23 protein-coding genes are annotated in these 23,740 nt (G+C 42.3%); 4 read left to right on the forward strand and 19 right to left on the reverse strand.

Annotated elements, in window-relative coordinates:
• The 11 genes from A587_RS0105855 to A587_RS0105905 all read right to left on the reverse strand — a co-directional run bounded on the left by A587_RS0105855 (position 1) and on the right by A587_RS0105905 (position 8,658).
• The gene (locus A587_RS0105855) at positions 1–732 is read right to left on the reverse strand and encodes a DUF1365 domain-containing protein (protein WP_026000890.1); all 732 of its coding nucleotides are present in this window, start codon (positions 730–732) and stop codon (positions 1–3) included.
• Positions 729–1,982, reverse strand: coding sequence for an NAD(P)/FAD-dependent oxidoreductase (locus A587_RS0105860; protein ID WP_017216810.1), 1,254 nt, complete (start codon positions 1,980–1,982; stop codon positions 729–731). Before A587_RS0105860 ends, A587_RS0105855 begins: the two co-directional genes overlap by 4 nt.
• Positions 1,975–2,691: an SDR family NAD(P)-dependent oxidoreductase gene (locus A587_RS0105865; RefSeq protein WP_017216811.1), complete on the reverse strand. Its 717-nt coding sequence runs from the start codon at positions 2,689–2,691 to the stop codon at positions 1,975–1,977. Before A587_RS0105865 ends, A587_RS0105860 begins: the two co-directional genes overlap by 8 nt.
• A complete protein-coding gene (locus tag A587_RS0105870; RefSeq protein ID WP_017216812.1) occupies positions 2,688–3,113 on the reverse strand; it encodes a nuclear transport factor 2 family protein in 426 nt (141 codons plus the stop codon). Before A587_RS0105870 ends, A587_RS0105865 begins: the two co-directional genes overlap by 4 nt.
• 6 nt (positions 3,114–3,119) lie before the next feature.
• Entirely contained in the window at positions 3,120–4,499 is a 1,380-nt protein-coding gene (gene phrB, locus A587_RS0105875) for a deoxyribodipyrimidine photo-lyase (RefSeq protein WP_017216813.1), read from the reverse strand.
• Between the two features lie 2 nt (positions 4,500–4,501).
• Positions 4,502–5,461 carry a YbgA family protein gene (locus A587_RS0105880; protein ID WP_017216814.1) on the reverse strand — a complete coding sequence of 320 codons (960 nt, stop codon included), beginning with the start codon at positions 5,459–5,461 and terminating at the stop codon, positions 4,502–4,504.
• 15 nt (positions 5,462–5,476) lie between these two features.
• The gene (locus tag A587_RS0105885; protein ID WP_017216815.1) at positions 5,477–6,127 is read right to left on the reverse strand and encodes a ChrR family anti-sigma-E factor; all 651 of its coding nucleotides are present in this window, start codon (positions 6,125–6,127) and stop codon (positions 5,477–5,479) included.
• The gene (locus A587_RS0105890; RefSeq protein ID WP_010377183.1) at positions 6,124–6,744 is read right to left on the reverse strand and encodes a sigma-70 family RNA polymerase sigma factor; all 621 of its coding nucleotides are present in this window, start codon (positions 6,742–6,744) and stop codon (positions 6,124–6,126) included. The genes A587_RS0105885 and A587_RS0105890 overlap by 4 nt, the downstream gene beginning before the upstream one ends.
• Before the next feature lie 60 nt (positions 6,745–6,804).
• The gene (locus tag A587_RS0105895; protein ID WP_010377182.1) at positions 6,805–7,377 is read right to left on the reverse strand and encodes an LON peptidase substrate-binding domain-containing protein; all 573 of its coding nucleotides are present in this window, start codon (positions 7,375–7,377) and stop codon (positions 6,805–6,807) included.
• A gap of 80 nt (positions 7,378–7,457) precedes the next feature.
• On the reverse strand, positions 7,458–7,778 hold the full coding sequence (locus A587_RS0105900) for an MGMT family protein (RefSeq protein ID WP_017216816.1): 321 nt from the start codon (positions 7,776–7,778) through the stop codon (positions 7,458–7,460).
• Positions 7,744–8,658: a LysR family transcriptional regulator gene (locus A587_RS0105905; RefSeq protein WP_017216817.1), complete on the reverse strand. Its 915-nt coding sequence runs from the start codon at positions 8,656–8,658 to the stop codon at positions 7,744–7,746. Before A587_RS0105905 ends, A587_RS0105900 begins: the two co-directional genes overlap by 35 nt.
• Positions 8,659–8,758: 100 nt before the next feature.
• On the opposite strand from A587_RS0105905, the gene A587_RS0105910 reads away from it, so the two are divergent.
• Together A587_RS0105910 and A587_RS0105915 are read left to right on the forward strand one after the other, a co-directional pair.
• A complete protein-coding gene (locus A587_RS0105910; RefSeq protein ID WP_017216818.1) occupies positions 8,759–9,838 on the forward strand; it encodes an efflux RND transporter periplasmic adaptor subunit in 1,080 nt (359 codons plus the stop codon).
• Position 9,839: 1 nt separating this feature from the next.
• Positions 9,840–12,905 (forward strand): efflux RND transporter permease subunit, encoded by a 3,066-nt coding sequence (locus A587_RS0105915; RefSeq protein ID WP_017216819.1) that lies wholly within the window; start codon positions 9,840–9,842, stop codon positions 12,903–12,905.
• Between the two features lie 86 nt (positions 12,906–12,991).
• Here A587_RS0105915 and rnd read toward each other — a convergent pair whose 3' ends face one another.
• The 3 genes from rnd to A587_RS0105930 form a co-directional block, all read right to left on the reverse strand.
• The gene (rnd, locus tag A587_RS0105920; protein WP_010377171.1) at positions 12,992–14,122 is read right to left on the reverse strand and encodes a ribonuclease D; all 1,131 of its coding nucleotides are present in this window, start codon (positions 14,120–14,122) and stop codon (positions 12,992–12,994) included.
• A 77-nt stretch (positions 14,123–14,199) separates the two neighbouring features.
• A complete protein-coding gene (gene fadD, locus A587_RS0105925; protein WP_017216820.1) occupies positions 14,200–15,852 on the reverse strand; it encodes a long-chain-fatty-acid--CoA ligase FadD in 1,653 nt (550 codons plus the stop codon).
• Positions 15,853–16,044: 192 nt separating this feature from the next.
• Positions 16,045–16,917 (reverse strand): alpha/beta fold hydrolase, encoded by an 873-nt coding sequence (locus A587_RS0105930; protein WP_017216821.1) that lies wholly within the window; start codon positions 16,915–16,917, stop codon positions 16,045–16,047.
• Between the two features lie 188 nt (positions 16,918–17,105).
• Here A587_RS0105930 and A587_RS0105935 point away from each other — a divergent pair, with 188 nt between their 5' ends.
• Complete coding sequence (locus A587_RS0105935; protein ID WP_017216822.1) at positions 17,106–18,398, forward strand: alkaline phosphatase; 1,293 nt, start codon at positions 17,106–17,108, stop codon at positions 18,396–18,398.
• Positions 18,399–18,475: 77 nt separating this feature from the next.
• On the opposite strand, the gene A587_RS0105940 is transcribed toward A587_RS0105935, so the two are convergent.
• The 4 genes from A587_RS0105940 to A587_RS0105955 all read right to left on the reverse strand — a co-directional run bounded on the left by A587_RS0105940 (position 18,476) and on the right by A587_RS0105955 (position 22,009).
• Complete coding sequence (locus A587_RS0105940; protein WP_017216823.1) at positions 18,476–18,772, reverse strand: hypothetical protein; 297 nt, start codon at positions 18,770–18,772, stop codon at positions 18,476–18,478.
• Positions 18,773–18,816: 44 nt separating this feature from the next.
• Positions 18,817–19,503, reverse strand: coding sequence for a tRNA (adenosine(37)-N6)-threonylcarbamoyltransferase complex dimerization subunit type 1 TsaB (tsaB, locus tag A587_RS0105945; RefSeq protein WP_017216824.1), 687 nt, complete (start codon positions 19,501–19,503; stop codon positions 18,817–18,819).
• Positions 19,493–21,331, reverse strand: a complete 1,839-nt coding sequence (locus tag A587_RS0105950; RefSeq protein WP_017216825.1) for an ATP-dependent DNA helicase — start codon at positions 21,329–21,331, stop codon at positions 19,493–19,495. Before A587_RS0105950 ends, tsaB begins: the two co-directional genes overlap by 11 nt.
• A 333-nt stretch (positions 21,332–21,664) precedes the next feature.
• Entirely contained in the window at positions 21,665–22,009 is a 345-nt protein-coding gene (locus A587_RS0105955; RefSeq protein ID WP_017216826.1) for a hypothetical protein, read from the reverse strand.
• Positions 22,010–22,287: 278 nt separating this feature from the next.
• On the opposite strand from A587_RS0105955, the gene A587_RS0105960 reads away from it, so the two are divergent.
• Positions 22,288–23,292: a hypothetical protein gene (locus A587_RS0105960; RefSeq protein WP_017216827.1), complete on the forward strand. Its 1,005-nt coding sequence runs from the start codon at positions 22,288–22,290 to the stop codon at positions 23,290–23,292.
• Between the two features lie 92 nt (positions 23,293–23,384).
• On the opposite strand, the gene A587_RS0105965 is transcribed toward A587_RS0105960, so the two are convergent.
• Positions 23,385–23,633, reverse strand: coding sequence for a hypothetical protein (locus tag A587_RS0105965; RefSeq protein ID WP_017216828.1), 249 nt, complete (start codon positions 23,631–23,633; stop codon positions 23,385–23,387).
• Positions 23,634–23,740: the final 107 nt, after the last annotated feature.

A 23,740-nucleotide genomic window follows, 5' to 3' on the forward strand; every position in this document is an offset into this window, starting at 1 on the left:
TTATACTCTTCCGGGGTGCCCAACAAAAGGCACTTTTTTTAAAAATAACTTCAACGCTTGCCAGTAGATACCTTTAGCTATGCTCCATGTCATTGCAGGAAACCGCTTGAGCAATTGATTAATATTTGCTTCATTGAGCTCCTGCTTTTTGAGCGTCATCGTGGCATCAAATAGCAATTCGTCACCTTTTCTGTTTTCAATATGGATTAGCGTATTGCTACCGGGTGGCTTCACTTTCCAATGGTAGTGCATATCCAAATTCATAAAAGGTGATACGTGAAATTGCTTTTTAAAGTTCACTTCTTTATTTAATTCAACTAAATAAAAATGACGCTCGTTCCAAGGCGTATTACTTACTTCAGCGAGCATATGGCTAAAACCGGCACCCTTTTCGTCTTCAAAAAAGTAGAAATTAACCGGACTGAAGTAAAAGCCTAAACAGCGTATTTGCGCCATTAAATATACTTTTGTTTGTGATGAAACGGGTTTGCCTAGCGCATTTGACTTAGCACGTGCGCGATCAACTAAGCTTTCACCTTCTGTGAGAATATAGTCAGCTTGGTTGAACTTAAGCAGCTTTAAGCCGGATGTACCAAACTTCGATGAAATACTACTGAGTGCGTCAAGTTCACCTAAGTCTAGCCACATCATATACATGGGGTAAGAAAAATCATGTTCGGCATGGGCGAATCGCCGATGCCGAACTTTGCCCACCAGTATTGCACTGTTCAAAATGAAATACCCAATTGCTCGGCCACATCTACTGCACTTCTCACACCATCTTCATGAAAGCCGTTGAACCAGTACGCACCGCAAAAATAACTATAGTGTTTACCATCAATGTCGGCTTTACGTTTTTGAGCCGCAATGCTGGTGGTATTGAAAACCGGATGATGATAGACAAAGCGGTTGATCACTTTGTCTTCAGCTATCCCTTCATCATGATTTAACGTGACACAGTATTGATGTTTGGCGTCAAGCCCCTGCAGTATATTCATTTGATAGGTGACGACAGCGGCTTTGTCCGTCGCTTCGTTTAATAAATAGTTCCAACTGGCCCATGCCAGTGGACGTTTTGGCAATAAACGGGTGTCAGTGTGTAGCACCACTGAGTTTGCAGTATAAGGAATTGCACCAAGTATCGCTTGTTCATCCCTCGATGGGGTATTTAGTAATGCTAAAGCCTGATCACTATGACATGCAAAGACTACTTTATCGAAGTACTCATTACTGCCATCTTTGAAGATGATGGTCACACCAGACTCATCACGAACCACTGTCTCGATGTCGGCATTAAGCACAATATTGTCTTTAAATTCTGCCACTAATGGTTGAATGTACTCCCTTGAACCTCCCGGGATAACATACCATTGAGGGCGGTTTGTTATGTCCAAGAGCCCATGATTGAAGAAAAACTGGACAAAGAATTTAGCTTCAAAGTCGAGCATTTCTTTGATACTGGTTGACCAGATAGCGGCGCCCATCGGCAAGATGTAGTGCAGCTTAAAAAACGCATTAAATTGGTGTTGCTGTAACAGTTTGCCAAGCGTTTCAACACCTCGATAGTCGTCTTTTTCATACAATGACTTACAAAGACCATTGAAACGCACAATATCCTTCAGCAATCGCCAGAAAGTTGGCCTCAGTAGGTTACGCTTCTGTGCGAATAGCGTACGGAGTGAATGGCCATTGTACTCAAACTTGGATTGACTATTGTGAACACTAAAGCTCATTTCGGTTTCTTGGCGACTAACACCAATTTCAGCCAGCAATTTTTCAAACTTTGGATAGGTTCTGTCATTAAATACGATAAAGCCAGTATCAATTGCGAGCTTTTCACCTTGGTATTCAATATCAATAGTTGCCGTATGTCCGCCAATATAATCATTTTTTTCAAAGACTTTCACGTCATGTTGACGACTTAACAGGTATGCTGCGGTCATACCTGAGATACCGCTTCCAATTATTGCAATCTTAGCCACGGGCTATCCTTTTAGCGAGAGGTAACCACAACGAAAACGGCAGTAACCTTAGAAGTTTTAAAAATAGAGTAAATCTTTTTGGGAAATGTATTTCTTTGCTGCGCTTTTCTATGCCTTTGCTAATGTAACCCACGGCCTCATCGACACTTACAATAAATGGCATCGGAAAGTCGTTTTTATCTGTCAACGGCGTTTCTACAAATCCAGGGTGAACTAAGGTGACATCAATGTCTTTTAATGTTGCTGTCAGGGTGCGCGCTAAATAGCTGACAGCCGCTTTCGACGCACCGTACGCTTCGGCACGAGGTAAAGGTAAAAATGCACTGCTGGAACTTACGATACAAAGTTGCCCACCTGTTTTCATTTTTGGCAGTAATACGTCTAGGCAATGGCCGAGTGAGATGACGTTGATATGCATTACTCGCTCAAACAAATGGCCGTCAAATTGGTTGGGATTATCGATATACTCACAACCACCTGCGTTGAGGATCACGAGATCCAAGCCGTCAAGATCTTTGAAGTTGTTTTCTATCTCATCGCGGTTTGTTAAATCAAATGCTTTGCTCTTCGCGCCTACGCTGTTTTCTAATTCGCCTAACGCTTCTTGGTTGCGGCCACAAGCTGTTACTTGATGGGACTGTTTTGTGTAAAATTCAGCAAGACCTTTACCTATTCCTGATGTTGCGCCAGTAATTAAAATGTTACTCATGCCGTGACCCTTTTATCTAATAGCCGAATAACACCACCGAGTAGTGGGACTTGGCGATACAGCATTTGCGCACTGTCAAAGTAATCCCGATGTTGCGCCACTTTTTCGCCAATAAAACTCAAACGGCTATGACCATCGACCTCTATGATCTTACCGCCATTTAGCTTGGGGTGTTGATAGGACATAGTCCAGTAGATAAAGCTGACGTCATCAACTTGATAGGCGTTCGTAACAAGAAATTCGATTTCAGAGACATTCTCATATAACCCCTGAAAATAACTCGTTAGCGCATCAAGTCCTTGAATTTTATGAAAAGGATCCACGAAACTAATGTCCTCGGTGTAGATTGAAGCCAATTTACCGAGGCAGTATTTGTCTATTTCATTATAAATTGCCACGAATCGCTGCGTTCTGTGATCCATACCTATTTAAACCTTAAATGCGTCAAGTGCTCTCGCCCTTGCTTCTTTATGATCAACCAGCGGCTCTACATAGTCGTCTTTTCCGCCAAATGCCGTTAAATAGTCATGAGGAAAATGAATATGCTTTGCTGGAACATTTTTCAATTCAGGCACATATGTACGAATAAAGGAACCATCGGGATCAAACTTTTCGCTCTGCGTGATGGGATTAAAAATACGAAAATAAGGCTGCGCGTCACACCCCGTACTTGCAGCCCACTGCCAGCCACCATTATTACTGGCAAGGTCGCCATCTATTAATTTTGACATAAAATAGGCCTCGCCTTTACGCCAGTCGATGAGCAAGTGTTTGGTTAAAAAGCTGGCAACAATCATGCGTAGCCGATTATGCATCCAGCCAGTTTTATTGAGCTGACGCATTGCGGCATCGACAATCGGATAGCCAGTTTGACCATTACACCAGAGCTCAAATGCTTGGCTGTCGTCACGCCACCTAACCGCGTTATATTTATCGTTGAAATTAAAACCTTTACATAAACGCGGGAAAGCGACGATAAGATGGCGATAAAACTCACGCCAAATGAGTTCGTTCACCCAACAAAACTCTGGCTTACTTGGGTTTTCAAGCACTTCAGGATAATGAAGTTGGATCTGTGCGATGAGCTGCTTGGGCGATACAATGCCTAATGCCAAGTATGGACTGAGCCCTGAAGTTCCTTTGATTGCAGGGAAATCACGGTCATCTTGGTAGTCTGCTAGTTTGTCCTTAATAAAACGATTTACAATCGTGACAATGGCATTATCATCCGCTGGCCACTTTTCAGATTCATTGGTCATCTCGAAGAAAGTTGGCTTTTTGAAGTTTGCCTCATGTTGTTTGTCCAATGGCCAGCTAGAGAAGTGAAATTGCTGCCCTACAAAACGCTTTAACCATGCTTTTTTAAAGGGGGTAAACACCTTGAACATCTCACCGGAGCCAGTAATCACAGAGCCCGGTTTGGCAACGAGATCGCCATCGAATAATTTTAACGCGATCACAGTTTCACACGCTTCATCGCGGGCCACTTCATTTACTTCGTATTCTTTATTTGCATATAAGCAATCAATGCCTTTATCGTCACAAACAACTTGAAGCTGCGCCGGCAGCTCAGCGAATGTGCTCGCTTCAATGATATGTAGCGTAATGCCAAATTCACTAAGCAGGCTGCCAAGTTCAAGTAATCTGCGCTCAAGTAGGTCGAGCTGAATACTGGCTACGTTGTGTGATTGCCACTGTGGCTTGCAATAAAAAAAGAGCGCATCGCGTGCGCCCTCATTCACGGCTTCAATCAAAGCCTCGTTGCCGTAAACCCTGAGATCACGGCGAAACCAAAAAGCTGTTTTCATTATTAAATTCCGAATCTTAAACGCAGTTCGTTGGGGTATGGGTCAAAGTACACTTGGCTTTGCAAATACGCTTTCGGATGCACAGTAAGATGATGCTTGAGCAAGGTCAACGGTACATATAAAGGTACAATACCTTTGCGATATTGATCTATTGCACTGCACATCTCTTGCTTCTCGATGCTCGAAAGCTCGTTCTTAAAATATCCCTGTAGATGCGTTAACGTGTTTGCTTGATTTTTGCGATTGGCAGGCTTGCTCAGTGCTGACATCAAACCACTGATATATTTATGTTTCAGCGTGTCTCTATCAAATTGCTTGCCATCACCAAGTAAACGCCCTAAATCTTTATAGGCTTGGTAGTTATGGCTCATCAACAGATATTTGTGCTTGGCGTGGAAATTCGTCAGCTCGTGTAGGCCGATGTTTTCCGACTGAGTTAGTTCCTGCCAGCTTTTATAGACGAATACCCGCATTACGAAGTTTTCTCTGAGATGCATGTCATTCAATCTACCATTTTCCTCGCAAGGTAAAAGCGGATTGTGTTTTATGATTTGCTCAGCAAAAATACCAATACCTTCAGATGTGTTACCAGTTCCTGCTTCGTTATAGACCTTAACACGCTCCATTCCGCAGCTTGGGCTTTTGGCGCAAAACACAAAGCCGGAAAGGCTTTGTGCCTGAGAAGTTGAAACCTTTTCGCCAAACTCCTTGAGCTTTGGTGCGACATCTTCTTTACCATCAGGGCGACTAACTTTGATAATGTCGCCTACACGGATCTGTCTGATGGTTGGCCTTGGAATTGGCATGCCTATCGCAACTTCCGGGCAAAAGCGCACATACTCAACATGTTCGGCGAATTCATCCATACAAAAGTTTGAACGCTTGTGGCCTGAGTCAAATCGTACTTTGTCTCCGGCCAAACACGCGCTAATGCCAATTTTTATTGGTGATGAAAATTTCATTTCGCAACTATTCCTTTAATAAATCAACTTACCAATTGGGTTTAACAGCTTACTTAAGCCTTTATTAAAGTGTAGTGCACTACTTACCACGGTAAAGCACAGGCAGCCTTCTTTAGTGCGCGGAGAATGATTATGTTTGCCGTCTTGCCAAATAAAGTCGCCCGGTACGTATTCCCCAGCTTCATCTGCAAAATCGCCGTCAAGTAACAAGGTGATCTCAAAGCCCGTGTGGGTGTGCTCTGGAATTTCGCCTTCCGCACCAATTTGTAAAAGACTTGAGCGTAAGTCGCCGTCTTCTAGCAATAACCGAGAGCGGGCTATTTTGCCTACACCTGAAAACTTGGTGCGATCGATATTCGCAATAGCCCGAGGTAACTGAACATCCCTGCCCTGATAGTTAAATGTGGGTTGGATATATTCTTTCACTTCGTCTATTTCGTCATCCAGTGTTATCGCTTGCATCATCGCCTCGAAATCGCTGCTTAGTGCAGAATCAATGTCTCCTCCAAGCTGAACTCTCGCTTCTTGCGCTTCAAGCTGTTGGGTCTTTTTCTGGCAACAAGGACATAGCTCGACATGTGCTGCAATTGCAACACTGATACTCGCAGGCAAGTTGCCTTCGACAAATTGGCTTAATAATGAATCATTAGGGTGATGCTTAATCATGCTTGATCTCCCATTTCAGCGCGAAGTTTTTGTAAAGCAAGCCGTAAACGTGACTTAACTGTCCCGACAGGTATATTAAGATGTTCTGCCAATTGTTCTTGAGACATTTCTTGAAAATACACGCCTTTGACTATGTCTCGTTGTGCTGGCGGCAACTTGTTGATGTATTTTTGAATTTGCGCCGTTTGCAAGTGATCTTGAAAACCGTCGTCGTCAGCCTGTGAGTCTTGAATTATCGGCCAGATGTCTTCACTGATGTGTTCTTCTTTATTACTCTTCATCTTGCGCAGTGCATCGAACGACGCGTTACGCATTACAGTATAAATCCACGTTGTGGCTGCACCTTTGTCATGATGATAAAGGTGTGCTTTACGCCATACTGACGTCATCGTATCTTGTACAAGCTCCATCGCTTGGGCATCATTCCCAAATTGTTTCACACCAAAGCGCCTGATTTTTGGCGCAAAGTACTCGAACAAGAACGCAAAAGCTTTGCGATCTCGTTTTTCTGCAACTTTAACCAAAGCGTCTGATAACGCTTGAGAGGGAGTTTCTTGCACTGCTTTGCGAGTTCCTGACTGAACGTTGCAATCTGTGGATTGCTGTTGGCCTAACATAGCTCACCTTCCAATTTATAATTATAAGCAGTATTACGCTGGAAAACTTGGCATGGATCACTATTTTTCATCTAATACAGTATGTAAGAACTCTGCCACCTGTTCAAATGTTTGTGCTTGTTTTATTTTCAGTTTTTGAGTCATAGAGATAGGTAAGATTTCCAACCAACGATAAGCAACCCAAAGAGGCTGAGTAAAATGCTTGTCACGGTACAAATCATCAAGGACCGGGTTGGCGATAAAAACACTCTGAAGCTTATCAACAAGAGTTTCGTCAACTAGACTAAATGCTTCTTCGCTACATTGCCATGGCGGCCCATCAATAATGTCACAATCACCGTAACGCAAAGATTGCGAGTCTACTTCCACATTGCTGATCGCGACGCGCGATAATGCCTCAACATCAATGAGCAGCTGGCCATCATCATCTTGTGAAAAGTCGACGATTTTAACGTGCACGCCTTCTTTTGACACATTGTTCTGTGTGTCCGCGAGGTATGGGCATAACACAAAACCTTGCTCTGTTTTAGCGGCCTCCTTTACCATATATAAGTAGCGCTGCTCAAAGATCCGCAAGCGGGTGAACCCGCCTGGAAGCAAGAATATTGGCAATGGAAATAAAGCGAGTTTCATAATTCCCGTTCAAATATACAAAAACTAACGATAATTACGACTGCCCTATTTATCTGGATCAGTTAACGCTAAATTTATAACTATTCCCAAACACAGTGTTTAGCTATCACGTTACTATTTGAGAATGTGACACCCTCAGCTTGCAAGCGCGATTTTTGCTCTTGAAATTTACTACTGTCTTGAGGAAAAGAAATACGCCGTTGGCTATTTACTACTCTGTACCAAGGTAAAGTTGAACCGTTTGGTAGGTTTTTTAGCAATTGACCTACTTTTCTCGCATGTTTTGGGGAGCCTGCTAATCTCGCTATTTGCCCATACGACGCAATTTTTCCAAATGGGATACCGCCAATTACGGTGAAGACTTTTTCAGCGAGTTCTTGTTGAGGATTGCTGCTTTTCATATTGAATATTTAACTCTTTTAATTTGTCCCAAAAATATCTTGCTACTGGCCCATGGTGGGAAATATGCAAACGATACGCGTGGATCTCGGCTTCAAATTCATCCTTTCTATCGAACACCCTCACTTGTTGCAAAACACCAGACTCTAATTCTTCTCTACAAAGGTCAAGACCGATTAAGGCATAGCCCATACCTTGCAATAAGTATCTTTTTATTGCCAGTGCGTCATCGAGTTTCATTACATTGTTACTATTTCTGTATGCCAAGCGCTCACTATCAAACTTGAATTTACTTTCTTTCATTGCAAGAGACGGGTATTGCGCAAGCTCCGAAAAACTAAGCCCTGGTGGCATATAGCCCGTTAATGAGACTAAGCCTAATTTTACGTGTCCAATCGGCATTGATTCTAAATCGCCAGTTGAATGAAAAAGGTCAAACCAAGGCCCTATGCCAAGGTTTGCAATCCCCTGTGTGACTTGCTCAAGCGCAAAAAAACGTTTACCACTTGAGATGTTCATTTCAGTTGCGGGAAACTTAATGAAGGCATTGCCTAATACTTGATCAATCTGGTTTTGATATACGATCGGTTCGTAACAGATGTTAAAGCTTGGTTCATTACCCGCCGCGAATTCAGTCGCGAGTAATGACAAATCTCTATGATGATTAAGCAATTTTTCGGCTTCAAAATAAAATCGACGACCTTGCTCTGTTAACACATTGCGATATTTCTCACGCTCAAAAAGGGCAAATCCCAAAGATTGTTCTAATCTTTTAATTGATTGAGAGACCGCAGGCTGTGTCTTATGAAGCTTATTTGCCGCTTCGGTAAGGCTAGGCGCTTCAACAACGGTGCAAAACGCTGCTAAGTCCGAAATCTTCATAAATAAATCTTATGCAGTATAGAATGTTTTATAATTTTTATTTTATATGTAATTCCATTATTCTGCACGCATTAAAATTGACGTTGTCATGGAGAACAATATGTTAAGAGTGTTTTCTGGAATTGTGCTGGCTACCCTATTAGTGGGTTGCCAAGAGCAAGCAGAACAAGCCCCAACAGAAGCCCCTAACCGACCGGTTAAAATTCACACGGTTTCGGATCCCAATAGCAGCACGCTTCGTAGTTTCCCTGCTGAAGTGGTGGCAAATCAAGGCTCCTACCTAGCCTTTCGTGTGAATGGTGAACTTATCGAGTTTCCAGTTCTCGCAGGCCAAGATGTACAAAAAGGGCAATTGCTAGCAAAACTCGATCCTGAAGATTTCAACCTGCAATATGAACAACGTAAAGCCCAATTTGAACTGGCTAAATCGCAGTTATCGAGAATTAAACCGTTATTTGAAAAAGGCATAGCGACTAAAGCTGAGTTTGATAAAGCAAATGCAGACAAGCAAGTTGCCGAGTCTGCATTTAAAATTGCTAAAACAAACCTCGAATATAGTGAACTTAGAGCACCGTTTAGTGGTACTGTTGCCAAGGTATTTGTCAAAAATTACGAAAACGTCGTAGCAAAGCAAAATATTCTTCGCCTTGAAACACGCGATATGATGGATGTGGTTATTCAAGTTCCTGAGCGCATCGTTGCACGTGTTGATAAAGATTCTGATTACAAACCGACTGTTGTTTTTGATGGCTATCCAAGTAAGTCTTACCCACTTACGATTAAGGAATGGGATACGCAGGCAGACCCTGCAACCTTAACCTACAAAGTCGTATTTAGTCTTCCAATCCCCGAGGACTTCAATTTGTTCGCAGGTATGACTGGCCATGTTTACGTTGACCCAAGCAAAATTACGAACCGTGAAAATACGGCAATCATAGTACCTAACCAAGCAGTTTTCTCCGATAAAAAGCAAGGCACAGAGGGAAATAGTTACGTTTGGGTATATCAAAGCGATAAGCAGACCGTAACAAAACGCGAAGTCACCGTTGGTCAACTTAATCATACCGGTATTGAGGTATTGTCGGGTCTTGAACCTGGTGAAGAAATTGTTGCTGCGGGTGTGCATTACTTGCAAGAAGGCGCAAAAGTGAGACCTTGGACTAAAGAAAGAGGTCTGTAATATGAGTTTAGCCAAATGGTCAATTGAGAATAAGGTTATCAGTTGGATGTTTGCCTTGCTCCTGCTTATTGCTGGGGCGGTATCCTATTTGGGCTTAGGCCAACTAGAAGATCCTGAATTTACGCTAAAAAAAGCCATGGTCGTGACCATGTATCCTGGTGCATCGCCACAACAAGTGGAAGAGGAAGTCACCTTCCCGATTGAAAATGCAATTCAGTCTCTGCCGTATGTTGATTATGTTACTTCGATTTCTTCTCCCGGTAAGTCGCAGATCACTGTTGAGATGAAGAGTAAGTACCGTAAGAAAGACTTACAACAGATCTGGGATGAGCTGCGCCGTAAAGTAAATGATCTCTCGCAGAAGCTACCGCCAGGTGTTAGGCCGCCAAGCGTTATCGACGATTTTGCTGATGTTTACGGTGAACTCTACGCGATAACTGGCGAAGGCTATTCGTATGATGAGCTAAAAGACTACGTTGATTTTTTAAAGCGGGAATTAGTGCTAGTTGAAGGTGTGAGTAAGGTCACTGTTGCGGGTGAGCAGCAAGCACAAGTGATCGTCGAAATATCAACACAAAAACTGTCACAACTAGGTATTGCGCCTAGCTACATTTTCTCGTTGTTACAAGCTCAAAATACGGTATCTAATGCGGGTAAAATACGAGTTGGAGACGAGTCTATTCGCCTACACCCTACTGGTGAGTTTACAGACGTTGCTGAGCTAGAGGGGTTACTTATCTCAAAGCCAGGCGCCAAAGAGCTTATTTATTTGGGTGATGTGGCAAAAGTGACACGCGAATATGCAGAAGTGCCGAATCATATTACACGTTTTGATCAAAAGCGTGCACTGCTGGTTGGGGTTTCTTTTACCTCTGGTGTAAATGTTGTTGAGGTGGGTAAAGAAATTGAACATCACTTACAGCAACTAGAATATCAGCGCCCATACGGTATTACGATCAACACGGTTTACAATCAACCAACAGAAGTAGAAACCTCGGTTGACGGTTTCATCGTTAGCCTTTTAGAGGCTGTTGCCATTGTAATTATCGTTCTGCTTATCTTTATGGGTGTAAAGAGTGGCATTTTAATCGGCGGTATTTTGCTTATTACGGTGCTGGGTACCTTTATCTTTATGAAGATATTCGCCATTGATTTACAGCGTATTTCATTAGGTGCTTTGATCATTGCACTGGGGATGCTAGTCGATAATGCCATTGTAGTGACTGAAGGCATTTTGATTAACATTAAACGGGGTCAATCTAAAGTAAAAGCTGCTGTGAACATTGTTGAACAGACAAAATGGCCACTTCTTGGCGCAACCGTTATCGGGATCACTGCATTCGCACCGATTGGTTTAAGCTCCGACGCCAGTGGTGAGTTTGCTGGTTCTTTATTTTGGGTGTTGTTAATTTCATTACTACTAAGCTGGGTAACTGCAATCACACTGACACCATTTTTTGCCAATATGATGTTTAAAGGACCGAAGGAAAAGTCATCAGATACCAGTGAAGAAGACGACCCTTATAAAGGTGTGATCTTCACCGTTTATAAATCCATGCTGACCTTCTGCCTTAAAAATCGTGCTATTACCATTATTTCTATGGTACTGCTATTAGTTGCTGCAGTTGTTGGCTTTAAATCGGTTAAGCAGTCTTTCTTCCCGGCTTCAAATACACCGATGTTCTATGTGGATTATTGGCATTATCAAGGTGCCGATATACGCAGCACGGCGAAAAATGTTGAGAAAATAGAATCCTTTTTACTGGCCGATCCGATGGTTAACGAAGTGACGGCAACGATTGGTCAAGGCGCACCTCGTTTTATGTTGACCTATTCGCCTGAAAAACAATATGACGCTTATGGTCAGTTAATTGTACGTGTAAAAGACCGCGATGCAGTAGTGGCTATGATTGCCAAGCTTCGTGATTATGAGCTTGAAAATGAGCTAGATGGGCGTCTCAAAATAAAGCGCATGGAAATTGGTCCTTCAACCGACGCAAAAATTGAGGCTAGGTTCTCGGGACCAGATCCTGTTGTGTTACGCCAACTAGCTGAAGAAGCCAAAGGTATTATCAGCCAGGACGATAAAGCGTTTAATATTCGTGATAACTGGCGACAGAGAACCAAGTTGATCCGCCCGCAGTTTAATGAATTGAAGGCGCGTCGTTTGGGGATCAGTAAATCTGACTTAGATCAGTTGCTACTGACTTCGGTGTCAGGTAACAAGGTTGGGTTATATCGAGATGGTACGCAACTGTTGCCTATCATTGCACGCTCTCCAGAGGAAGAGAGGCTAAATGTTGAAAATCTTGGTGACTTACAAATATTCAGCCCTGTCCTTAGTGTCTACGTGCCTGTTTCACAAATCGTGGATGATTTTAGTGTCACTTGGGAAGATAGCCTGATCATGCGCCGCGACCGCAAACGTACCATCACCGTAATGGCTGATCATGATGTTATCGGCGATGAAACCCCAGCTAAGTTATTTGCAAGAGTCAAAGCGGATATCGAAGCCATTGAACTACCCCAAGGGTACGAAATGCAATGGGGCGGTGAGTATGAGTCGTCAAGCAAAGCGAAGAAAGCTATTTTTGGCTCATTACCAATCGGTTATTTAGCGATGTTTATGATCACTGTATTGCTCTTTAACTCGGTGAAAAAACCATTAGTGATCTGGTCTACCGTGCCGCTTGCTATTATTGGGGTAACGGCAGGCCTCGTATTACTACAAGCACCATTTAGCTTTATGGCACTATTAGGCTTGCTCAGTTTATCCGGCATGTTGATTAAAAATGGTATAGTACTGATGGATCAAATCAATATCGAAATTGACTCTGGTAAGTCCCCTTACCAAGCGGTATTTGATTCTGGTGTGAGTCGTGTAAGGCCGGTGTCTATGGCTGCAATCACAACCATACTGGGTATGATCCCGCTATTATTTGACGTGTTCTTCCAATCCATGGCGGTCACCATTATGTTCGGTCTTGGTTTTGCGACCATACTGACGTTGATTGTATTACCTGTGTTACATTGTGTGTACTTTGGTATCGAACAACCAAAAGACTAGTTTAGTAACATCCACCTTCTTAGGAAGGTGGATGTTACTATCGCTTTCGCTTTTTATCTCTCACCTTTTAATCGACAGGAGTGCTGCTACTGCCACCAACTGTCTAACTTATCTCCGACAAGCTCAGCTCTCCAGCCTAAAGCAAGATCGGGTTTCATCAGTAATTGCTTTTCTTCCGGTGACTTTTTCCAAGACCAGCTGATCACCTGATTGATTTGTTTTTTCGAAGCAAACACATCAACCGGAATATCGTTAGTTTTGGCAACTTCGGCGATAACCTGCTTGATATCCTTGCATGCTGCTTTGTAACCTTTAAAGTCGATAAGTCTTCTCACGCGCTGTGGACAATCTTGTTCACTCACTTCTTTTGCTTTTTCTATACAGGCAAGAATTTCTTTACCAGAGCGATTGACTTCCATTGGTTCAACACCTGGAACATTGCGCAAACTGCCCAGTGAGCTTGGACGACGTTTGGCAATTTCTACCATGTTATGTTCTTTAAGCACGAAGTTTAGCGCTAAGTTCTTTTTCTCTGCCTTGGCTCTGCGCCACGCGGCAAGTTCTTGTAGGGTAGCAAGATCTCTAGGCTTAAGTTGCCACACGTTTTTGACATCGAGATAAAGCACTTCATCTGGTTGACGGAAGCTTCTCTTTTGGGCTAGCAACTCACTCTCTTGAAGCACTATGTTAAATAGCTGCTTTTCATTTACTCGAGCTTGAATAGTCTCAAAACATGGTAGTAAATGATATACATCGGAGGCGGCGTAATCTAATTGGCTTTGAGTTAAAGGGCGGCGTAACCAATCTGTTCTGGATTCACTTTTGTCAATGTCCACGTCTCTAAGTTGCTTCACCATATTAGCAAAACCAATACAACTACCCTCACCTAACAACTGTAAAGCAAACTGGGTATCGAATATTGGTGATGGGATAAAACCTGCAAACTTTAGAAATACTTCGATATCTTCTGATGGAGAATGAAGTACTTTTAAGACACTAGTATCTGAAAATAATGTCCACAGCTCACTAAAATCTATATCGGCTAGTGGATCGATAAGAGCAAGGTGATTACCATCAAAGATCTGTAACAGAGCAATTTCTGGGTATAGGGTGCGGCGACGCATAAATTCGGTGTCGACGGCGAGCACTTTGGCTTTCGAAATAGACAAGACAAATTCATCTAGTGCTGTTTGGCTTTCAATAACTTGATACTGCACTGTTACTCCCATGCAATTTACATAACTAGCCATATCGCGCTAGCTATAAAAAAGCCGGCTAGTGCCGGCTCTATTTGTTATTCTTTTAACGCTCTACGCAGTATTTTACCAACGTTAGTCTTTGGCAGTTCATCTCTAAACTCAACTAGCTTTGGTACTTTATAGTTCGTTAGATTATCTCGGCAATGTGCAATTATATCTTTTTCTGTCAAAGATGGGTCTTTTTTAACAATAAAAACTTTAACTTGCTCACCACTAACCTCGTGTGGCACACCAACCGCCGCAACTTCTAACACGCCTTCGTGCATAGCAACGACTTCTTCGATTTCATTAGGGAAAACGTTAAAGCCGGACACTAAGATCATGTCTTTTTTACGATCAACGATGTAGAAGAAACCATCATCATCATAAGTAGCGATATCACCTGTTGCAAACCAGCCGTCTTTTAAACATTCGGCGGTTGCGTCTGGACGGTTGTAGTAACCAGCCATCACCTGCGGACCCTTAACACACAGCTCTCCAGGCTCACCTTTAGGTGTTTCATTACCGGTGTCATCAACAATCTTAATGTCAGTGCTTGGTGCAGGCAAACCAATAGAACCGTTGTAGGCTTCAAGATCATGTGGGCAAATAGTAACTAGCGGCGCACATTCTGTAAGGCCATAACCTTCCATCAGCTTTGATTTTGTCACCTTTTGCCAGCGCTCAGCGACAGGGCGTTGTACAGCCATACCACCACCTAGAGACATTTTCAGGGTTGAAAAGTCGAGGTCGGCAAACCCTGGCGTGTTTAATAGGCCATTAAATAACGTGTTTACACCGGTGATAGCGGTAAATGGAACTTTTGCCAACTCTTTTACGAAGGCCGGCATATCTCGAGGGTTAGTGATCAAGATATTATGACCACCGTACTTCATAAAGGTCAAACAGTTCGCTGTTAATGCAAAGATATGGTATAGCGGTAGCGCCGTGATGACGACCTCTTTTCCTTTAACTAATACTGTATCTAAACAGCCAGAAACTTGCTCTAGGTTTGCTACCATGTTGCCATGAGTAAGCATCGCGCCTTTAGATACGCCAGTTGTACCGCCAGTGTATTGCAAGAAGGCAAGGTCACTTAGCGTCACATCAGGTTTCTGATATTTTGTAGGATCTGCTGCAATTACTTCTTTGAAAGGAATGGTATTTGGCAGGCTAAAGTCAGGCACCATTTTTTTGAAGTGCTTAACAACAAAGTTCACCAAGTGCTTTTTGAAGCCACCTAACATGTCACCAATTTCTGTCAGCACTACGTGCTTCACACTTGTTTTTGGTAAAGCCTGCTCCAGTGTATGGGCAAAGTTTGCAAGAATAAAGATAGCTTTTGACTCGGAGTCATTTAGCTGATGCTCTAATTCGCGTACGGTGTAAAGCGGATTGACGTTTACAACGGTACAACCAGCACGTAATACACCTAAAATAGTAACTGGGGTTTGTAACAAGTTTGGCATCATGACAGCAACTTTATCGCCCCGGCCAAGTTTCAATTCATTTTGTATATAACTAGCAACTGCTTTGGTTTTTTCATCAACTTGCTGATAAGTCAGTGTCTTACCCATATTGGTGTAGGCTGGATACTGAGCATAATCTGCAAAACTTTTTTCAAATAATTCAAGCAATGAGTTGTAATGCTCTGGGTCGATAGTTTCAGGCATACCTTCTGGGTAGCGCTTAAGCCAGATTTTTTCCACTCTTAGCTCCTGTGTTCTCGTTATTTTTATATTCACCCTAAACCATAAACGATGTAAGGCACTTTAACAATTGAGCAAATACTCTAAAAACGCCATATTCCCACAATATCTGAGGATTTACAATCTAGATGCTGTTGAAACGTGGGCTTTAGCGCTCTTTGTGAACTTTTCTTTCCATGATTAGTTTATTCTTTACGCTCCTTCAGTTGTAAACGATGTTTTGTCGCAGTTTTGGTGTGCCTCAATTAGCTTATAGCAAATTTCCGGGTTTTCCATATGGCAATGGTGGCCACCAGGTATTTTCTCAAGCTTTAGTGAGTCGAAACAGCCTTTAAATTGACTATATTGTCTGACAATCATGTCATAGCCTTGTTCCGCTAACACCAATAAGGTTGGAATGGATATCCCATTAAGCGCCGATTTTGCTTGAGAGATGGAATACCTAAATCCAGAGTGATGCTTTAGTCGGGGATCCAATCTAAGTTGCACGCCATCAGGATGCTGCTGGGTATTTCTTGCCATAAGCAGCGCCGCTATTTCTAAAGAAACATCACTGACTTTACTACGCAGTTGCGCAAGTGTATTTATATCAGGATAAACCCGTGGTTCAGATTGTTTTAATTTATCTCGGGAATTAAACGCATTAATGAGCTGGGTTTTGGTATCACTCTCTGAGGTACTCACGATCCCTATTCCCTCGATTAGTACTAAAGATAAACAACGTGTTGGATAGCAGCTTGCAAACAAGTTAGCTATCATCGCCCCCATAGAATGACCAACGATATGGCACGTTTTGATCTGTGCCAAATCTAAAAAGCACTTTAAGTCATAGACATAGTCGATAAAGTAATAAAAGGCGTCGGCACTTTTCCAATCGGAGTGTCCATGACCTGGTAAGTCAAGCGCGATATGTGTGTATTGTGTATTGCAAAATGGCGTAAACGGCACAAAACTGTTGCTGTTGTCTTGCCAACCATGAAGGTAGATAACGGTTTGCTTTCCCTCTCCCCAGCTTTGGTAGGAGAATGGCCCGATTTTTTGTTCTTTTATCGCATATAGAGACATCGACGAATTCTTTTAGTGTTCATTGTACCATCATTGATTTATCATCTTACCGTGACATATTTGAACTTACTACTTTGATTTGTTGAAAATATTTTTATCGAACATCCATTCTATTAAGAATGTGTTTTAAATCGATCAAATAGTAGAGAATCACATACCTCTATCACAATAAGTACACGGGAATAACAATGAATTTCAAAACTAGCCTTTTGGCCTCATTTGTTGGATTAGTATTTGCGGCTCCGACATTGGCTGCTCCAAAAAACATTATTTATATGATTGGCGACGGTATGGGGCCGGCTTACACTACGGGCTACCGTTATTTTAAAGATGACCCTTCAACGAAAGTGGTTGATCCAACGGTTTTTGACTCTATTTTGGTTGGTATGGCGCATACCTACCCAGACGACGACACGGTTGTAACAGACAGTGCTGCGGGCGCAACCGCCTTAAGTACAGGAACTAAAAGCTATAATGGCGCAATTGCGGTAGATACCCATAAAGAACATTTGGAAACGATGCTTGAAGTGGCGAAAAGAAAAGGTAAAACAACCGCGCTTGTTGCAACATCGCAAATTAACCACGCGACACCTGCAAGTTTCGCGTCTCATAATGAATCACGTCGTAACTATGACGATATTGCCAATGATTACATCGACAATAAAATCGCAGGAAAATTACCTGTAGATCTTATGCTTGGTGGTGGCACTAAATACTTCATTCGTGAAGATAGAAACCTAGTTAATGAATTTAAAGATGCAGGTTATCAATACGTCGATGCTTTATCTAAGCTAGATACGCTAAATAAAATTCCTGCGATGGGTCTGTTCGCAGAAGTAGGTCTGCCATTCGCAATTGATGAAGAGCCGCAGCGCCTAACTAAAATGACTAAAACGGCATTATCATTATTGGAAAACCAGAATGATAAAGGCTTCTTCTTAATGATTGAAGGTAGTCAGATTGACTGGTGTGGACATGCCAATGATATCGCTTGTGCTATGCATGAAATGGACGACTTTGCAGAGTCAATTAAGTTGGCAAAGGCTTTTGTCGATAACAACCCTGACACTATCTTGGTGATCACAGCAGATCACTCTACCGGTGGATTAACGCTTGGTGCGAATGGTCAGTATCGCTGGGAGCGTGATATTATCGCTAAAGTGAAAGGTTCAGCGGGCGAGATAGCAAAAGCACTCGCAAAGACAAAAGACGTTAAAGCAACATGGCAAGATCTCACAGGTCTTGAGTATGATAGTGCGACTGAGCTAAAAGTAAAAGAAGCACTTTCACAAGGTCCGAAGGCGCTTAGTGTTGTCGTTAAAGAGGCAATTAGTGATGCATCTTTCACTGGTTGGACAACGGGTGGTCACACCGCTATCGATGTACAAGTGTTTGCCCATGGAAAAGGTAAAGAAGCGTTCATCGGCTCGCAAAACAATACCGCAATTGCTGATAAACTGATTGGATTTATTAAAAAGTAAAAATCTTCATTTACTTTCAAAAACAAAGAAGGTCAGCATTTGCTGACCTTCTTTGTTTTCAATTCTTGGAAGAGGTATTACGCGTAAACAGAAACGCCAATCATACTTTTGATCTCATCTCGTCTTGCTTCCGTTGCAATTGCTTTGTATTCACTAATTGCTTGTCCAGTACGAAAGTTAGGGCGGTCGTAGATAGTCGAACGTTGCTGAGATTGGAACTGCTCCACCAACGCAATGCCCTTTTCACTGGTTTTGATCTGAGCGGTATTGAGCTTAGCCGTATTTCCTTCTTCAATAGCAGGGCTCACCGCCTTTTTAGGCTGTGGCTTTACTTGATATGTACCTGCTTGTTGAATGATTGAATTTAGTTTCACGGTTTAGCTCAATAAATACGAAGTGCTTGTATAAAAATACGCCTTTATTCTCGACCTGGCAACTTTTTCCACGTCACAGTATCCCTCACATATTGCGGCTGGGCGTCAGCTGCATCCACAGATAAGCCTTGTGTGAAACTATCGTCAGCTATAAACAGCATGTAATAAGCATCAGGTAACGTGATATTGTCAATGATTTCGCATTCAAGCTGTGTGGCAAGCTCTGAGAATGCTTGCCATCCTGTACCAACACCGGCCGCACCACTTGATGTGAAGTCGATATTTTCAGGTTTAATAACTGTTTCTTCGGTGCTTGGTTGAATAACACCACGAGTTTCGCCGTTGTATTGGCATAAGTAGATCTCACCCATACGTGCATCTATTGCCGACACTACGCTGGACTTGCCTGCTTCCATGTATGCCTGTTGCGCCATCGCCTGCAAAGTTGAAACACCAACTAACTTAAGACCTGAAGAATATGCTAAGCCTTGCGCAACCGCTGTACTTATTCTCACCCCAGTGAAGCTGCCAGGCCCACGTCCAAATACAATGCCATCAAGCTCACTAAGGGTGATATCGGCTTCGCGTAAAATACGTTCAACTAAGGGAAGTATCTTTTGGCTATGCTGCTGTGGGCAAACCTCGAAGTGGCGAATAAACTTGCCTTCATAGTGCAATGCAATACTGAGTGCTTCGGTGGAGGCGTCTATGGCCAACAGGTTATTTTTCATTTTTATCAATATTCTCTAAAAATCGAATTGCCTTGTTTAAGTCTCTCGTGCGAGACATATCAGGCAAACTACTTAAAAACGTCTGGCCGTATTTTCTCGTAACTAAGCGATTATCGCAAATAATCAGTACACCTTTATCGTTAGCATCACGAATTAATCGCCCAACCCCCTGTTTCAACGCGATAACAGCTTGGGGGAGTTGTATTGCATCAAAGGGTTCTAATCCACGCATTTCAGCGTCTCGCATGCGCGCTTGCAACAAAGGGTCATCTGGTGCAGCAAATGGTAGCTTATCAATGACAACACAACTCAAAGTGTCACCTCTCACATCCACGCCCTCCCAAAAGGAGGCTGTACCAAGTAGTACGGCGTTACCGTGACGAATAAATTGCTCTAAAATTATCCGTTTCGATGCTTGACCCTGCATAAAAATGGGATATTGCAGTGCCGTATTCAGTCCTTCGTACACTAAATGCATCGCGCGATAACTGGTAAAGAGTAAAAATGTACGCCCTTTTGCAGCTTCAATCACCTGTTTTGCAAGCTTTACCAGCGCATGTGGCATTAAGTCGTCACGGGTTTCTGGCAGATAGCGTGGCAGGCATAGTAAGGCTTGCTGCTTATAATTAAATGGACTATCAACAATAAATTGTGAGGTTGGTTTAAGCCCTAAGCTACGACTAAAATGCTCTAGGGAATTATCAACGGATAAGGTGGCGGAGGTAAATACAAAGCTTGCCTCTGTGGTTTTGACAATTTGTGCAAACTTACTTGATACATCAAGCGGCGTGATATGAATAGATAAAAAGCGTCTTGTGGTTTCGAACCAGTAACTAAATCCAGTTTGACTGGTATCAAAGGCTCGTTCAAACTGATTTTTAAAGGTCATGACCTTTTCAAATGGGTGTTCTATTTTTTCGCTTCTATCCAGACAAAGTTTAAGCACTTTATAGAGAAAGTCTAAGTTAGCAATCACTCGATGCATGGCATCGCAAATCGGTTTATTCGACAGCGCCTCACGCCAATCACCACGGGCACCATCGCCACCAAATACCAAACGCAAATCGGCGACGCTGGTTTCCAATTTATTGAGTGTTTTGCCTAGTTGCAACATATCTGGAATATCAGAACGATAGATCACTCTTAAATCGTTAATAAGCGCTTGTAAAGCTTTAGTGCTGATAGTCTCACCAAAGTAGTCACTGGCTATTTCTGGTAATTGATGTGCCTCATCGAAGATATAGCTATCCGCGGTTGGCATTAGCTCCGCAAAGCCTAAATCTTTTACGGCCATATCGGCAAAAAATAAATGATGATTGATCACCACAACATCGGCATCGACTGCCTTTAATCTTGCCTTTCGGATATAGCAGTCTTCGTAGTCTGGGCACTCTTTTCCTAAACAGTTATCTGCAGTTGAGGTAACGTAGGGTAGTACCTTTGCGTCTTCTTCGATACCGACACAGTCTGCTAAGTCTCCACTGTGTGTTTCAGAAGCGAACTTTGCAACCATGGCAAGTTGGTGCATCACATCTGGGTCGTCGGTTGGCACATGGCTTAAATGCTGTGATAAACGGTAAGGGCAAAGGTAATTGGCTCTACCCTTTAGCAAAGTGACTTTTTTACCACTGCTAAGCACCTTTTTTAGGGTCGGTACGTCACGATGGAATAATTGCTCTTGCAAGGCCTTAGAGCCGGTTGAGACGATGACTTTACTTTTAGACTGAAAGGCTGGTATGAGATAGGCAAACGTTTTCCCCGTCCCTGTTCCTGCTTCGGCGACGCATTGTCCACCATTTTGTATGGTTTCTTCTACCGCAATGGCCATATCAATTTGGGGCTGTCTTGGTTGATAGCCCGGGAAATGCTGGGCTAAAGGCCCCGTAGAAGAGAAAGTCGTAGATACAGCCAAAGTAATGTAGTTTACAAACAGACAGGTCGCGAAATTGTATGTGGCTAAGCAGCAAATCGCAACCGCTGTTTGGCAATAACTGAGTGTTGATACCAATTGAATTAATTCTCTAATCAATTTGAAGGGTGAAATAGCATATTAGCTTCGTTAAAAACTTCTCATTTAGAACACTAAATAGCAAAGTTTTTGCCTAGCTACTAAAGCTATTTCCCCGCTTCAAAATAGATCATTTACTTAATACAACTGGTATTACCTGTTAAGTTGTCGTTTAATCTTAATCATGCCTATCCCACAAATAGTGAAATACACGAGATACAAAGTGATGCGGTTAGGCCAAGTAGGCTCTGGTGAAGGCATGATAACACGCAAGTAATCGTTCAAAACCAGCATACCGACACCGACAATGATGGCTGTCAATTGAAAGTGGTGGTGATTGGCTGAAGAAATGGTAAACAAGGAAACTAGGAGCAGTGCAAGGCTTAAGTAAAATGCTAAAACAGCCATGCTACCGGGCACAACACTTGGGGCTAACGCTAGTGCAGATAGACCTACAACGAACCAACCTACGAGATTTTTTACTGATTTATACGACATGTTATTTCTCCTTAAATAAATGGTCGTTAATTTATGCAACCTTGTTTGATGTATTGAATACAAACAGAACTATCAAATGTATCGGTATCGAAACAGAACATGGCGAGTGTATCGATAATGGCACGCAAAATACAGTAAGAGTAACGCGATAACAGCCTACATCATATTGATTGTATGTATAAAAATATAAAAAGTAAAAGCTGGTATCAAAACTGCAAATTAAGCTTACGTTAGAAAACACACAATAGTGATAATGGACACACTAAAAAGGACACAACATGTTTATTAAGTCGCTTATATATACCTCTTGCACGGTTATTATTTTGTATAGTGCTTTAACATATGCACAGCAACTCAATTCTCAAATAACGATGCTTGAGTCTGCTTTTTATCATCGTCAATATCAGCAAGTCACTAAAATCATTAACACACTGAAAGATAAAGAACTTGATGCTGAAATAATGGCCGTGTCAGTTGCGGTTGCGCAAAAAGATGATAATAAAGAAGCACTGTTAAACACCTTGATTAAGCGTCATATAGACAATGCAAAGGTGCATTTTACTGCTGGTAATTTATGGTATCAAATTAAGCAACAGTCAAACCTTTTTAATAAACTTAGCTTAGTTGAAAAGTCTAACAAGCACTTTATAAGAGCCGCAGAATTGGCGCCAAATAATCCTGAGTACTTAGTATCTGCAGCGAAAGCATTAGCTATAGAAAGTGGTTTTTGGGATTCTGAAAAAAAAGCATCAAAAGCAATAGTTGATAGACTAAAAGCAATGGATAACCGTTACTATAACTTGGCTTTTATGGATTACTTACAAAACACACAAAATGAAGAGTTGGCCCTAAAAACGGTAGCTTCTGTGGGTCAACATTATGCGCAAGATATCGTTTTGATCCATCGAGCTGCTAACTTATTGTGGACTTTCTCAGCGAAAGACGCAGCGCAGCGTTTATTCACTAACGGGTGCCTGATTGAGCATATTTCACTAAGCCAACTACCAATGTGGAGAGATGCTTGTGTTTCATCGGCTTATTTAGCGCTTCAGCAACACGGGGATAAGCGTAGGGCTGTTGACGCTATGGAACGCTTATTGGGAAAAGAGCGAGTACAGGATGAGCAGCATATAGAGTATTTAATGCTTCAGGCTGAGTTGTACCTGGAGCTCAAACAAAGCGAAAACGCTAGAAGTACGTACCTTCAGGCATTGAACCTCACCAAGGTGCGCTCAACTGAGCGAGATATTCATCGGGCTCTCGCTGGACTAGACGATACATAAGCTAGGTTCGAAAAAGCGAGTGGGATATGTTGGGGAATAGATAAACTTTGGTATTGAAAGATGTTCAACAGGTTATTTTATGCAAAATAAATCTACGCCCATGTATCTAGATTCTCACCCTTGTGTTCTTCGTGAGATTTTTCCTCCTCCTCATCTTCTTCATCTTCGCTTTCTTTAATTTTGTCATGCTCAGCAGCTTGGCGTTTAAGTTCGATCTCGGTTTTTAGATCTTTCTTAACTTTTTCAATCTTATAGTGCTGCACACCAGCTACATGAAATGCAGACTTATGAGTTACATCTAGCCGTACGATTGGGCCTAAAAAAGGTTTAAATGCATCCATCTGTTCCCCCACTAACCTACTGTTGGTCTTACTTATTATCGGCTGTTATAAGCTATTCTTTAATTTGCGTTAAAAAATGATTGCCAAGTAGAACAAAATTATGTTTA

This window comes from Pseudoalteromonas sp. NJ631, assembly GCF_000276645.1.
In the GTDB taxonomy this organism is placed as follows: domain Bacteria; phylum Pseudomonadota; class Gammaproteobacteria; order Enterobacterales; family Alteromonadaceae; genus Pseudoalteromonas; species Pseudoalteromonas piscicida.